Origin of the sequence: Pedobacter sp. (assembly GCF_037719805.1) — a bacterium.
Lineage (GTDB): Bacteria > Bacteroidota > Bacteroidia > Sphingobacteriales > Sphingobacteriaceae > Pedobacter.
The window spans coordinates 103,209-117,099 of sequence record NZ_JBBJLZ010000005.1 but is presented as its reverse complement, the minus strand read 5'-3'; the positions used below and the strand labels follow the sequence as shown (position 1 = coordinate 117,099).

The window sequence follows — 13,891 nt, the reverse complement described above, 5'->3', positions numbered from 1 at the left end:
ATCCTGGATATATCGCTCTAATTTCTAGAATCCTGTGACTCATGAATTGAATTTTGTATCTTCGATATCAATCAAATTAGACCGTAAAACGAGATTAAAAGGTATGAAGAAATTATTTTTATCAATTGCAATAGTAGGTCTATTGGGATTCAGTAGCGTTAACGCTCAAACTAAAGATGTAGCGATGTCAGGTTCGAAGATTGGAATTGGTGCAGAGTTCGCCTTTCCTACTGGTCAGTTCGGCGATTATTATGATTTTGGCTACGGAGCTTCTTTGCAGTTTCAAACTCCTATTGCTAGCAAATTGAATTTCATTGCGACAGCTGGTTACCTAACGTTTCAGAGCAAAGAAAATATTATAATAGGTACACAATCAGGTACACTACCAAATAATGGAGCTGTTCCTTTGAAAGTTGGAGCCAGATACTTTCTTTCTGAGAACTTTTATGTTGGAGGTGAATTAGGTGTTGCTATCGCAACTACTTCTGGATCGGGAAACGGTTTCATCTACACACCCCACATTGGAGTTGAATTTCCAGTAGCAGATAAAAGTACTATTGACTTCGGCGCAAGATATGAGGCATGGTCAAATAACGGTACTCGAAAATTTGTTGGATTAAGATTAGCTTATAACTTCGGATTATAACCAGAGGCTTGGAGCAATCTTACGTTAATTCCATAGGTGATTTCATAGACGATTGGAGCCAAACAAGTATTTTAAGTTAACTTAGTAATTTATGACCTTAACAAAAGCATTCCAGGAACTGATCGCAGCCAATCTAGACTGGCATAAACTTACAGCAATGTCTAAAGAAGATGGAAAGCTTTTTTCTGACGCTTTTATCCAGTCAGGCACCAATCCAAACGAGGTGAGAAAAGTACTGGGCGCTGCAGGCTACGTCATCACGGAGACTTGGTCTAAGGGTTCATCACCCAAAGTCCAGCAGGATATCCCGAAGACGGGTATTATTACTGATGACTCGCAGGGATCATAAAACAATTAAAGAAATTTTATGTGATTGAAATCATCGGGCTTCGGCTTTGCTTTCCCGTTCTTTTTTGTAAATTAACATATCAACAAATCGCCGGTATGGAAGCTACAATAAAGTATGGTCTCGTAATTCTTGCCACTATATTTGCCACCTTTGCGCAAGCTCAATCGCAGAAGAAAATGATTTACCCTGAAACAAAGAAAGGACCTGTCAAAGACACGTATTTCGGAACCATTGTTGAAGATCCTTATCGTTGGCTGGAAGACGACCAATCGGCAGCAACGAAAGATTGGGTGAAGGCTCAAAATGAGGCAACGCAATCCTACCTGGAACAAATCCCTTTCAAAACAGCCATCAAAGAACGCCTTACCCTATTGATGAATTACGAGAAATATTCTCAGCCTTTTCGCGAGGGAGGTTACATTTACTTTTATAAGAACAGCGGACTCCAAAATCAAAGTGTATTTTATCGTCAGAAAGGGGAGCAGGAGCCAGAAGTGTTTCTAGACCCAAATACTTTCTCGAAAGACGCCACTACCTCACTGGCTGGTATTAATTTTAGTAAAGACGGCAGCCTTGTGGCTTATCAGCTTTCCGTAGGCGGTTCTGATTGGACCAAGGCAGTTGTAATGAAGTCGGAAGATAAGACGGTGATCGGCGATACGCTCATTAACATTAAGTTCTCGGGAATTGCCTGGCAAGGGAATGATGGTTTTTACTACAGTAGCTATGACCAACCCAAGGAGGGGAGTCAGCTCAGTGGACTTACCCAGCATCATAAACTTTATTATCATAAGCTCGGTACGCCTCAAAATGATGATGAGCTTGTTTTTGGCGGGAGCCAAACACCGCGACGGTACATTAGTGCTGGGCTGACGGAAGATGAACGCTTCCTGATTATCACTGCTGGTAACTCAAGTTCTGGAAGTGAATTGTATATCAAGGATTTAAGCAAGCCAGGATCAGCAATTATTGCCGTGGTTGATAATTTTGATAAGGATCACTACGTATTGGACAACGTTGGCAGCAAGCTTTATATTTATACTAACCTTCAGGCTCCTAACGGAAAAATTGTTACGGTGGATGCTGCTCAGCCTCAGTCATCGCAGTGGAAAGACTTCATCAAGGAAACTGAGAACGTCTTGACTCCAAGTACTGGTGGAGGAAAAATCTTTGCCAATTACCTGAAGGATGCCGTATCGATCGTTTATCAGTACGATATGAATGGCAAAATGGAAAGGGATATCCAACTTCCCGGACTGGGAACTGCAGCAGGTTTCAGCAGCAAGAAGGCAGAAAAAGAGCTTTTCTATATCTTCACCAGTTACGTGTACCCAACCACCATTTTCAAGTTTGACCCCGTAAGTGGGAAGTCTGAGGTTTACAAGAAACCGGGTGTCGATTTTGATCCTTCCAAATATGAGTCTAAGCAGGTATTTTATCCTTCAAAGGATGGAACTAAAATCCCGATGATCATCACATATAAGAAAGGGATTCAGCTTAATGGCAAGAACCCAACGCTGTTGTACGGATACGGCGGCTTCAATGTAAGTCTCACACCTGCCTTCAGTACTTCCGTTGTGGTGCTTCTAGAACAGGGTGGTGTTTATGCTGTGCCGAACCTCCGTGGTGGCGGGGAGTACGGTGAGAAATGGCACCTGGCTGGAACCAAGTTGCAGAAGCAAAATGTATTTGACGACTTCATCACTGCCTCGGAATACTTGATCAGCAACAAGTACACCTCGAAAGATTATCTTGCCATCATGGGTGGATCTAATGGCGGCTTGTTAGTAGGCGCTACAATGGCACAGCGACCTGAGCTTTTTAAAGTAGCATTTCCTGAGGTTGGCGTTATGGATATGTTGCGTTACCATCAGTTCACTGCAGGGGCGGGCTGGAACTTCGATTATGGAACGGCCGACGAATCCGCGGAAATGTTCCAATACCTTCATCGGTATTCACCGGTACACGCATTAAAGGCTGGCGTTAGCTACCCAGCGACGTTAATTACTACTGCCGATCATGACGACAGGGTAGTGCCGGCACATTCCTTTAAATTTGCTGCAACTTTACAGCAGAAGCAGGGAGGTGCTGCGCCTGTGCTGATAAGAATTGAAACCAATGCAGGACATGGAGCAGGCAAACCTACAGATAAGGCTATAGAGGAAGTCGCTGATAAATGGGCCTTCATGTTACATCAAATGGGTATTGGTTATCGCCCGGTAAATTAATTATGCGACGGATGATTTGGTTCGCCAAGGTTCGGCAGGGATTACAATAATTTATTTTTGTTATGCGTACAAGATAACGTACATTTTAGCGTACATATGACGTGGCTATGAAAGCAGTAACAATTTCCTCCTTAAGAACAAACATGAAAGCCTACTTTGATGAAGTAAGTGAGACAGAAGATATCCTGATTGTTCCACGTAACAATAATGAGGACGATGCCGTTGTGATAATTTCTATTAAGGAATATAACGCCCTTGTAGAAACATCGCACCTGATGTCAACAAAAGCAAATCGTGAACGACTTGAGAATTCTATGGAAAGTCTAAAGAAGGGTGATACAAAGTTGTTTTCTCTTGATGAGAATAGTAATGTGAAAGCATAACTATGAATATTGTATTTACCCCTGAGGCTTGGGAGGATCTTGAATATTGGATGGATAATGATCAAGATCCAGAGAAAAAAGTCAGAGACTTATTGAAAGAAATAAAAAGGACGCCATTTCATGGATTAGGATTGCCCGAAGCGTTGAAGCATAATCTAAGAGGCTTCTGGTCCAGACGTATAATCGGTGAGCATCGCCTGGTTTATCAGGTTTCAGGATCCAAAGGTAAAGACCAACAATTCGCTGTTATTCAATGCAGGTTTCATTATGATGATAAATAATAGATAAGTGTGTAGGTTATCCATGGTCTCAAATGCTACTCTGGAATTCAGAAAACATAACGCCAGTTTATAATTTAACTTTGCTTACGTACAAATTTGGTTAGAATTACAATGAGCTGACCTTCAATCTTGCCTTCTATATGCTCTTTATTATCTTCAACCAGTTTAATGTTTTTTACAACAGTGCCGAGTTTTGCGCTTAGACTTGATCCTTTAACATCCAAAGTTTTAATCAAAACCACTGAATCACCGTTCTCTAAAACATTATTATTACAATCTTTGTGAAATTGAACTTCGGTATCATTCTCATGATCTCCGGTGGCTTTGGCCCAGGCAAGTGTCTGTTCATCAAGATACATCATATCCAGGTTGTCTATTGCCCAGCTTTCCTGCCTTAATCTATTCAATAAGCGCCAACTAACGACCTGTACACCTGGAATCTCACTCCACATACTTGCGCTAAGGCATTGAAGATGTATACTGTCTAAAACTTCTTTCTTCTCAATTTGTAACAAACATTTTCCACAAACCAAAACGCATTCATCTGGTGAATTATTGGTTTTAGCAGGCACCTCATAAACACTTAAGCTGTCTGTTGATCCACATAGTTCACATTTATTTTCGCTTCTCTTCAATAGCGTTTCTTCGACCGTCATATAAGCGCCGAATGTACACATTTAAATACGCCTCCTACCTATAGATGGGTTTTTTGAAATCTAGAGCACTAAGCTGAACACGTTAGTGCTATATTAAACTTTTGATGTAAGCGTTGACTTGTGATATATAGAGATTACTGTCCCTATCTTTGGTCATTTTATAGAAGCACTCAAGATGGTTACAATACCAGGTTACTAGTTTAGATTTTGCATTAAGGTTCATGAATGATGAATAATCTGACGATTTGGTAACCTAGTCAATAAACCTGCAGAGTTTCTTTTTCAATCAAAAAATCTTTGGCGTTTGTTTCTGTTCGGCAAGCGCTACTATTTCCGTAATTCGCTTCAATCTAGTTTCTGATCGTTTGGCAAGTACAACCCATTGTAAAATCCCTTTTCTAGTAGATTTACTTAAATTCAGAAAATAGTCTTTCGCCGCTACGTTGTGTTCAAGTGCAGTTTCCAGATCCAATGGAAGGATCAATTCTTCCACTTCGTCTAAAATTGTCCAAGAACCATTTTGTTTTGCAGTCTCAACGCACTTGTAACCTGCATCTGTCATTAGTCCGGCTTCGGTTAAGTGCTCGACTTTTTGTTTATTAATTTTTGACCAAGTGCTGTTTGGTTTTCTTTTACTAAAAAACTGATGTGATATTTCTTCATCAATATTTATTTTCTTGCTGTCTATCCACCCAAAACAAAGCGCTACATCTACGGATTCGCTCCAGGTAACAGATGGCATGTTGGAGTTTTTTCTATAACAAACAAGCCATACAGACTGCTGTGATAGATGGTTCATGACTAACCATTCACGCCAGGCTGCAGGGCTTGAAGGATAAAATATTGATGTTTCTTTTTTTTGCATCTTACTTTACAACAGTGGCTTCCAGCTCTACTGTTAATGTTGCAAAAAGCGCTTTTACTTCAAGCAAAGTAGTTGCTTGTTGGATGCCGTGTTTGTTAATGAAAGGTACATAAATATCCATACAGCTGGTAAAAAAATCCATTGTGGATGTCGTGTAAACGTTCAGTCTGACAATGTTTTTGCATTCATATCCGGATTCGCTAATTAGTTGTTCCAGGTTTTTAATCGTTTGGATCAGTTGTGAACGCATATCTGCATCACTAGGAATTCCGTTGACATTTAATGCTACTTGACCCGAGCAGTATAGCGTTCCCAATACGTTTTTCACTTCAACAGCTTGTACCGAATTCGTGTTTTTACCCCAAGCCCAAGGGTCAAATGCTTGCTTTTCCATTTCTTATTGTTTTAAGTTTAACAATGCAAATATGGGACGGGCTTGTGACAGCCCTATGTCAGGGGTTTAAAATTAATAATACTTATCAAAATACTCTTGTAAGGTCATCGTATGCTGCTTAAACTTCTCCGTTAGAACATTTGTCTTGGTTATTCTATCTAATCTGAAGTATCTAAACTCTTGCCGCAAACGACACCAGGCTATTAGAAGCCAATTCTCCGTTGTGCTTAATAGGGCAAATGGCTCAATAATTCGACTTGTTTCTTTATTTAGCTCGTTGGTGTAGTTGATTTCTGTTAAATAGAAGTTGGTCAGCGCAAATTGCAGCTAAGGCATAACCTTTTCCGTCTTCTATTAAAATGGGTACGCCTGCATGTTCTAAAGCTTTGATGTCGCGGTATATGGTTCTCACACTAACATTAAACTTGCCAGCTAGATTGGGCGCTGTAATCAGTCGCTTTGTTTGTAACTGTATTAAAATAGCGGTTAGACGCGAAAGTCGTTTTATATCGTTATGGTCCATATTCCTGATAGGCAGTTGCACGCTTGCCGAAAGTATTCAGCAAAAGCTATAAATATAGGTTGTTTTTCAACCTCCGTCAGTTAATTGCCTATCTTAGAATATATATTAAGAAAAAGTTAAGATGCAACATAAAGCCAAATCTATTCGGTCATTTTTAGGGTCTAAAGACTTTGACACTTCACGAAGCTTCTATCGGGATTTGGGTTTCAAAGAAACAGCCCTATCGGCGAACTTATCCGTTTTTAAAACCGGCGACCTGGCGTTCTATTTGCAAGATTATTATGCCAAAGAATGGATAGAAAACACCATGATTTTTTTATAAGTTGAAGATGTTAATATTTTTTGGAATGAACTTGTCGCCTTAGATCTAACCGGTAAATACGAAAACGTAAAACTAACACCTGTTCGCACAGAAGTGTGGGGTAAAGAGTGTTTTGTGCATGACCCAGCCGGCGTACTTTGGCATTTTGGGGAATTTTTTAATTAACTTTTCGTTTTCGCTAAGATTTTCGTTTTTTTAGTATTTCCTGCTACAATACGATTTACTAAGGCGCTCTCAACAATACCCTCACAGCATTCATTACTTGTTTGATAGTGGAATAGCGGAGAAATGTTTTAAATGGATTTTTGACGACTTTGTCTTTTGATGTAAAAGGGGTAAAGTATGCTTGATAGCCGAAAAATGCTTTCCTGGAAAGGCAAGTACCTAGTTGAATCGATATGGCTTTTGCCAATGCTATCCGTTCAGTCGACAGCCTCTTGAAAAACATAAATTAATCGCAATTCAGCAATGCTCCAAATTGTAAATTGATCCCCAAAGCACAGGAGTCCAACTTCTCTTGGCCAAAGAAATGCCGAAAGATTATATTATCTTGAGGATCTCCTAAATTCAAATTATGCAACTCATTTCACGGTCGCTTACGGCACTCTGCTTAGGTTCGTTAATTACTGTTACGAGTTTAAATGCTCAGGTTTTAACCTCAAAGCAAATAGATAGTGTAGCAGAAAAAACACTGAGCACATTTAATGTGCCCGGAATCGCGGTTGCTGTTATTAAAGATGGGAAAGTCATTCATGCTAAAGGTTATGGCGTTCGATCTATAAAAACCAATCAAAAGGTTGATGAACAAACCCTTTTTGGTGTAGCCTCTAACACCAAGGCAATGACTGCTGCGGCACTAGGGATGCTGGTAGATGAGAAGAAAATTACCTGGGATACAAAGGTGACAACTATTATTCCGGACTTTAAGATGTATGATCCTTATGTGACTGCCGAATTTACAGTAAGAGATTTACTTACCCACAGGAGCGGGCTGGGCTTAGGTGCAGGAGACTTAATGATCTGGCCAGATTCGTCAACCGTAACAAAAAGCCAGTTAATTCATAATCTTCGCTATCTAAAACCGGTGTCTTCTTTCCGTACCAAATACGATTATGATAATCTGTTATATATTGTTGCTGGTGATTTGGTATCGCGAGTGTCTGGTATCTCTTATGAAGAATTTATTGAGACCAGGATTTTTAAGCCTTTAGAGATGAATAAAACCGCCGCATCATGGTATCGGCTAAAGGATAAATCTAACGTTATTGACGGGCATGCTCCATTCCAGGGCAAGTTGTTGCCGGTGGGTTTAAGTTTTGGAGAAGTAGCTAATGCCGCAGGCGGAGTTTACAGTAGCATAAACGACATGAGTAAATGGGTGATCGCAATGTTAAATGCAGGAAAGTATGGTGATCAGCTAGATAAACAGTTGTTTAGTACTGCAGTTCATAGGGAACTCTGGACTCCTCAGACTATAATTGCAGGTGGCAACCCTGCCGGCTTTAATAGCTATGGTTTAGGTTGGTTCTTGAGTAATGTGAATGGAAAATTCCAAGCTATGCATACCGGTGGCCTGTCTGGTATCGTAACACAGGTAACGCTATTGCCGGAGTTGAAATTGGGTATCATTGTGCTTACCAACCAACAGTCTGGCGCTGCATTTAGTTCGATTACAAATTCCATCAAAGACGGCTACCTAAACATTACAGGGATGGACAGGATTAAAACTAATAATGAGAACCGATTGAGAAATGAGAAACAGGCTGATGAAATTGTAGCAAAAACCTGGGCAGATATAGGCGAAGCGCAAAAAGCAAATAGCGCGAAGCCGAAACTTGAAAATTTTTATGGGACCTTTAAAGATGCCTGGTTCGGTGAGGTTACCGTAAGCAAAGTAGCTGGAAAGATGCATTTTCAAGCCAAGAATTCACCGAAATTAAGGGGTGATATGACATATTATAAAGGCAATACTTTCATTGTTAAGTGGTACGACAGAAGTTTTGACGCAGATGCTTTTGTCAATTTCAATTTAAATAGTAGTGGCACAGCCGATGGATTTAAAATGGTAGCGATCTCTCCGTTGACGGACTTTAGTTTCGATTTCCAGGATTTAGATTTTAAGGTAATTAAATAAACACGAAGATTTCTCGTATAATAGAACAGCCTACCGACCACTTAAAATAATCCTTTCGAAACAAGCTTTACGCTGGCCCGCAAGTTATCGTAAGCATTTTGCACTATACCGTTAAATAAGGGAGGTCAGAAAGTTCAAAGTTGAAGGCTATTACAATAGCCAGGGAAAGAAAGTTCAGTAGGCAGATCGTTCTCATTATTTCGGATTAGGTTTATAAATTTGATAAGGCAAAGTTAGTTCGGTAACTGAAGCTAGTATTGTAAGAAAACGCAAGGAGTAATGGAACAAAAGGATGTAAACGGTGCATTATTCTCGGTAGAAGCACCATTAGAAGAAGTAATTAACAACTTTTATCATCTGTTCGTACCCTCAGACGGGGTGCCTATAACCAGGCATGTTTGTCCGAATCTGGAAATGATGCTGGTTTTTAACTTTGGGGTTCCTCCTCGTATTTCTTTTCATAATAATGTTCTCAAAACTGAAGTTGTCAGACGTACCGCTGTGATTGGGCCACTCCGCCAGATGCTGAACTATGAATTATTGCCAGGTGCAGACGCACTTCTTATCAACTTTAAGTTCAATGGCTTTCAGCGCTTGTTTAGCATGCCTTTATCAGGACTGACTGGCAAGGACCAGACAGGTGCAGAAATGCTAATAGATAGCGATCGTTATGATAGGCTCTGGGAAGAACTAGCAGCCCTACCTACAGTAGAGGAAAGAGTGAGTTTATTAGCGAAGTCAGCCAAGGGCTTACTAAAAGCAAATGATCAGGTAGTGCAGACGATAATTGGCAACCTGGCCCAGTTTTTCAATCCATGCATTGACCCGGTCAAGGCCATAGCAGCTGATACCCGCCTTTCGGAAAGAAGTATCCAGCTAAAGTTTCAAAAGCATACGGGGTATTCGGTTAAAGAGCTACTACGCTTTTTGCGCTTTAAGGAGGTTATTGCTTATATCCTCTCGCAGAGCAATCAGAAAATTGCTATTTTCGAATTAATTGCAAGGTTCGATTATCATGACCAGAGTCACCTGATTAAAGATTTTCAGTATTTCTTAGGTTTGCCGCCCCAGCAATTTATTAAAAACCTAAACAATGGAAGTTTCTGCGTAGTTTCTGATACTTACCCTGCTCAACGATAAACGCTGAACACCCTTCGTTTTCTTACAATTTCACCTGAGTTTGTCCTTCTACATTTGTATGGTTCATTCATACTAAATAGAGACAAAGATGGAATCACTTATCAGTTTAACTACAACAGAAGTAATCATGCCGGGTATCGTTGAGCCAGATGGATTACTACTCAGAACACGTACATTAAATAGCCCTGGCTTTGGGCAGGTAAGGGTAAAGGTGGAAGCCAGTGGTATATCCTTTGCCGAGCAGTCCATGCGCCGGGGGAAGTATTACGAGCAGCCCAAGTTTCCTTTCGTTCCTGGCTATGACCTGGTTGGTACAGTCGTTGAAACGGGTTCCGGCGTTGATCAAACCTTGGTAGGCAAACGCGTTGCTGCCTTAACCAAAACTGGCGGATGGGCAAGCTATGTGCTACTTTTGGCCAGCGACCTGCTACCTGTCCCTGAAGGTATGGATCCTCTGGAAGCCGAAACGCTAATTGTTAACGGCATTACGGCTTGGCAAATGCTACACTCCCAAGCTCGCATCAAGTCGGGACAAACGATTCTGGTTCATGGTGCAAATGGCGGAGTCGGGACAATCCTGACACAACTGGCTCTTTATGCTGGGGTCCGGGTAATTGGAACTGCTTCACCTCGTCACCATGAAGCCTTACGGGCACAAGGTGTGCAGCCAATCGATTATAATGACATTGACTTAGCCGGCAGCGTACTCAGACTTGCGCCTGAGGGGGTTGATGCGGTTTTTGATCATCTAGGCGGAAAAAGCTTTGCCAGATCTTTCGGTCTTCTTGCCAAAGGTGGCAAACTTATCTGTTATGCAATTGCCTCAGCACTCAACGACAGTGGAAATGTTCTGATTCCCTTTTTAAAAGTAATAGCACAGATAACCTGGTGGAATATACTGCCAAACGGCCGTCAAGCATTTTTCTATAACATATGGTCCGGCAAAGGCAGTGAAACCTTTCAGACTCAGTTAAAAGAAGATTTTACGCAGGTCACCACCTTATTGGGCAGCGGAGTACTCAAACCGCAGATCGCTGCCCGGTTTCCGTTAAGTGAAATCATAGAGGCCATGAAATTTGCTGAATCGCGGACAGCTTATGGCAAGGTTGTTCTTGTGCCTTGATTGGTTCTATTTCTGTTACTTCTTCGCTTTTTTACCAAACTGTCTTGGGTAGTAAGACAGTGTAGTCATGAAGTATTGTCTCAATACATTTTGTGTGCCTACGGTAAAGCTGTTTGAACCCGTGTAATTAATTACACTCGTATTCTGCCTTAACAAATCCAATGCTGCAAACTTAAGTTCGCCATTATTACCCTTTAGGAAACGGTAAACCATGTTCGCATTCCATATCGTATAGACAATATCATCTGCGTTAGATGATGAACTGTTGTTGTTACTGATACTGCTGTTAAGCGTAAGTTTCTTGGTAATGTTGTAGCTGGCAGTTAGCGTGGTGCCTACATTTAAAGCGGTGTATTTCGTGTTAAATGCCTGTTGCGTTGACTTTGAAGTACTCCATGATTGGCTAAGCGCGACTGCTAAGTAACTCTTGTAGGTATAATTGACACCACCCGTAGTGTAGGTGTTAAAATTGCTCGAATAGGTAAACACACTATTGGTATAACCCGGGTTTCTGTTGACGTTAAAGTTGTTGTATACATTCAATTGGAGCTCGGAAGTTTTTAATTTAAATGCTTTCCTTATACTGGCGTTTCCGCTTATATACTGATGGCCATCGGCGTTCACCAAAAAAACGGTACGCCTGTTTTGATCGTCAATAAGTAAACTATCAACAATATTGTCGTCGATTTTCCCTGCCGTAACTGATAGATTATAGTTTAATGTGTTTTTGTTGGTTTGGTCGTAATGGTAAAAGCTAAATGCAATTTCCTGTTGGACAGATTTCTTTAAATTAATGTTTCCGCGCTGCAAGTAATATAAATTGGTACTATCTGTAAGAGGAGCCAATTGTTGTATCGTCGGTATGTTAATCTTTGTATAGTAGTTTATATTATAACTCCTGTAATAATCTCCATACTGACTGTCTGAATAATCAATCCCTGCATCGGGTACTAATTTGCTGTAATTGCGTTTGATATTTTGGAAAGAGCGGTCAGATTTATTGTCTTGTGAAATTAATATCGCCTTTGGATGAAACCTGAATGTTAAAGTTTTATAAAATCGATTTGAAAGACTTTTGGTAATTGATTTTTGAAATCTTAACCCGGGAGTTTCTTGTACAATACCTGTCTGAACCTCATTATCAAGGTAACGGTTTGTGCGGTAGACATTCGTTAAAGTGTCCAGATCTTGAACACGATTTATGTTCTTATCGGTCCTTAATAGCAACTCATTTGTAAACTCAAAGCCAATATTAGCAAGTTTCACATCTCCAAATATTAATCTTTTTAAACCCGGCAAAGTGAGATTAATCTCCTGGTTAAGCCCGTCATTATTTATGTCGTATTTACGGTTAAACTTTCTGTTTTGGCTAGTCCCAGTAAAAGATTTGAATTCCGTTAAGTTTAACCTTTGGCTCTCATTATTATAGCCGTTCACGCGATAATCCAGGTTAAAACCTGCAAAGCGCGTGCGATCGGTAGTAATATACGGGGAATAGCGGTAACCAGCTCTGAGGTTAAAATTCTTATTCGTGTAATTATTTGTATTTAGTGAGTTGTTGGTGCTGGTTAACTCATTTTGCAAGTTCTGCGCAGTGCGGAAAGATTGATCGGTACTTTCTCCATTATTCATGTCAACACTCTGTGAAAACGATACATTGTGCCCCTTTTTTGTCAACTCATAATTAGAATCGAAATGCTGCGTGACAGTGTTGGAAGTATTGTCATTGACGCTATTCTCGATTACTTTATCGGTGCTGCTTATAGATGTGGTTGTAGTTGTTTCAGATGAATTGTCTGTGTCCCTATCCCGTAGAAAGAAATTAGACTTAAGAGTGTTCTTCTTATCGTAGGTAGGTTTTTCGATAAAGTTATAAGTGAAATTTGCTCCCAGTGCGCTGTGTTTATTTATACCAGATTCCCGAAAATCAGGTTGGTACTCCACATTTGTTCCCTGGCCTTTAAACGTGCTATTCTCCAACATGTCATTTACATTGTCCAGCCCCTTGTTAACATTATTTGCAGCGCCTACTATTGCCAGTTGCATTTTCGGGGAAAACATATTTATACTTGCATCAGATTCAAACCGTTTAGTGGTACCATATCCGCCGCCAAACTTACCGAAGTAACCGATGTCCTTTCCTTTTTTTAGCTTCAAATTCATCTCAAGAGTAGAATCAAGAGGATTTGTTGAGCCTTGAGTTTGTTTATAAACCTGAACTTTCTGTAAGGCATTCGCCGCTATGTTTTGAATAGCCACCTTAACATTATCACCAAAAAACGATTTACCGTTTACCTTCAAGCTTTTTACTTCTGCTCCGTTAACGGTAATTTGCCCATCACCCCATAAAGTAATGTTGGGTATCATTTTTAGCATGTCTTCTACGGTGGCATTGGTGTCAACTTTGAACGCAGCAGCATTAAACTCTAGAGTATCACCGTTCATACTCATTGGCGGTACAGATATGACCACATCATCAAGCATAATATCCCTACGGTTAACGATCAATGTCCCTAAGTCAACAGCATTTTTATCCCCCGGTATGGTAAAGGTTTTACTGGTTGGCGCATATCCAACATTGCTTATCTCTAACCTTAATAAGAGGTTTACGGGCAAGTTCTTAAAGCTAAACTCACCGTAATTATTAGTTACCTGGTAGCTTACTATAGTACTATCAACAGCCTTATAAACAGACACGGTGGCTGATTTCAAAACGTATTTTTGTGCAGTATCTCTGGCAATACCTTTCACTGTGCCAATACGTGTAGGATCTACTTTTTGCGAAAAAGCATTAAACGAGAGCATGCATAGCAGAAGGGCTATGGCATAATAGTAAAATTTGAACAT

General features: G+C 40.4%; 15 protein-coding genes. 9 read left to right on the top strand and 6 right to left on the bottom strand.

What is annotated here, in order from left to right; genetic code table 11:
* Nucleotides 1-103: 103 nt before the first annotated feature.
* The 5 genes from WKF66_RS16925 (at nucleotide 104) to WKF66_RS16905 (ending at nucleotide 3,887) form a co-directional block, all read left to right on the top strand.
* On the top strand, nucleotides 104-646 hold the full coding sequence (locus WKF66_RS16925; protein WP_489675672.1) for a hypothetical protein: 543 nt from the start codon (nucleotides 104-106) through the stop codon (nucleotides 644-646).
* Nucleotides 647-737: 91 nt separating this feature from the next.
* Nucleotides 738-995 carry a hypothetical protein gene (locus tag WKF66_RS16920; RefSeq protein WP_489675670.1) on the top strand — a complete coding sequence of 86 codons (258 nt, stop codon included), beginning with the start codon at nucleotides 738-740 and terminating at the stop codon, nucleotides 993-995.
* A 95-nt stretch (nucleotides 996-1,090) separates the two neighbouring features.
* Entirely contained in the window at nucleotides 1,091-3,223 is a 2,133-nt protein-coding gene (locus WKF66_RS16915; protein ID WP_489675669.1) for a prolyl oligopeptidase family serine peptidase, read from the top strand.
* Between the two features lie 107 nt (nucleotides 3,224-3,330).
* On the top strand, nucleotides 3,331-3,606 hold the full coding sequence (locus tag WKF66_RS16910) for a type II toxin-antitoxin system Phd/YefM family antitoxin (protein ID WP_489675668.1): 276 nt from the start codon (nucleotides 3,331-3,333) through the stop codon (nucleotides 3,604-3,606).
* A 2-nt stretch (nucleotides 3,607-3,608) separates the two neighbouring features.
* On the top strand, nucleotides 3,609-3,887 hold the full coding sequence (locus WKF66_RS16905; protein ID WP_489675667.1) for a Txe/YoeB family addiction module toxin: 279 nt from the start codon (nucleotides 3,609-3,611) through the stop codon (nucleotides 3,885-3,887).
* 74 nt (nucleotides 3,888-3,961) lie between these two features.
* Here WKF66_RS16905 and WKF66_RS16900 read toward each other — a convergent pair whose 3' ends face one another.
* The 5 genes from WKF66_RS16900 to WKF66_RS16880 all read right to left on the bottom strand — a co-directional run bounded on the left by WKF66_RS16900 (nucleotide 3,962) and on the right by WKF66_RS16880 (nucleotide 6,325).
* Nucleotides 3,962-4,543 carry a PhnA domain-containing protein gene (locus WKF66_RS16900; RefSeq protein WP_489675666.1) on the bottom strand — a complete coding sequence of 194 codons (582 nt, stop codon included), beginning with the start codon at nucleotides 4,541-4,543 and terminating at the stop codon, nucleotides 3,962-3,964.
* A 286-nt stretch (nucleotides 4,544-4,829) separates the two neighbouring features.
* Entirely contained in the window at nucleotides 4,830-5,408 is a 579-nt protein-coding gene (locus WKF66_RS16895) for a YdeI/OmpD-associated family protein (protein WP_489675665.1), read from the bottom strand.
* 1 nt (nucleotide 5,409) lies between these two features.
* Nucleotides 5,410-5,802: a RidA family protein gene (locus tag WKF66_RS16890; protein ID WP_489675664.1), complete on the bottom strand. Its 393-nt coding sequence runs from the start codon at nucleotides 5,800-5,802 to the stop codon at nucleotides 5,410-5,412.
* A gap of 72 nt (nucleotides 5,803-5,874) precedes the next feature.
* Complete coding sequence (locus WKF66_RS16885; RefSeq protein ID WP_489676154.1) at nucleotides 5,875-6,051, bottom strand: WYL domain-containing protein; 177 nt, start codon at nucleotides 6,049-6,051, stop codon at nucleotides 5,875-5,877.
* 16 nt (nucleotides 6,052-6,067) lie between these two features.
* Nucleotides 6,068-6,325 (bottom strand): helix-turn-helix transcriptional regulator, encoded by a 258-nt coding sequence (locus WKF66_RS16880; protein WP_489675663.1) that lies wholly within the window; start codon nucleotides 6,323-6,325, stop codon nucleotides 6,068-6,070.
* 121 nt (nucleotides 6,326-6,446) lie between these two features.
* On the opposite strand from WKF66_RS16880, the gene WKF66_RS16875 reads away from it, so the two are divergent.
* The 4 genes from WKF66_RS16875 to WKF66_RS16860 all read left to right on the top strand — a co-directional run bounded on the left by WKF66_RS16875 (nucleotide 6,447) and on the right by WKF66_RS16860 (nucleotide 11,044).
* Nucleotides 6,447-6,647 carry a VOC family protein gene (locus tag WKF66_RS16875; protein WP_489675662.1) on the top strand — a complete coding sequence of 67 codons (201 nt, stop codon included), beginning with the start codon at nucleotides 6,447-6,449 and terminating at the stop codon, nucleotides 6,645-6,647.
* A 574-nt stretch (nucleotides 6,648-7,221) separates the two neighbouring features.
* Nucleotides 7,222-8,781, top strand: coding sequence for a serine hydrolase (locus tag WKF66_RS16870; protein ID WP_489675661.1), 1,560 nt, complete (start codon nucleotides 7,222-7,224; stop codon nucleotides 8,779-8,781).
* A gap of 279 nt (nucleotides 8,782-9,060) precedes the next feature.
* A complete protein-coding gene (locus WKF66_RS16865; RefSeq protein ID WP_489675660.1) occupies nucleotides 9,061-9,921 on the top strand; it encodes a helix-turn-helix domain-containing protein in 861 nt (286 codons plus the stop codon).
* An 88-nt stretch (nucleotides 9,922-10,009) separates the two neighbouring features.
* Nucleotides 10,010-11,044, top strand: coding sequence for a medium chain dehydrogenase/reductase family protein (locus WKF66_RS16860; protein ID WP_489675659.1), 1,035 nt, complete (start codon nucleotides 10,010-10,012; stop codon nucleotides 11,042-11,044).
* Between the two features lie 15 nt (nucleotides 11,045-11,059).
* On the opposite strand, the gene WKF66_RS16855 is transcribed toward WKF66_RS16860, so the two are convergent.
* Entirely contained in the window at nucleotides 11,060-13,891 is a 2,832-nt protein-coding gene (locus WKF66_RS16855; RefSeq protein ID WP_489675658.1) for an outer membrane beta-barrel protein, read from the bottom strand.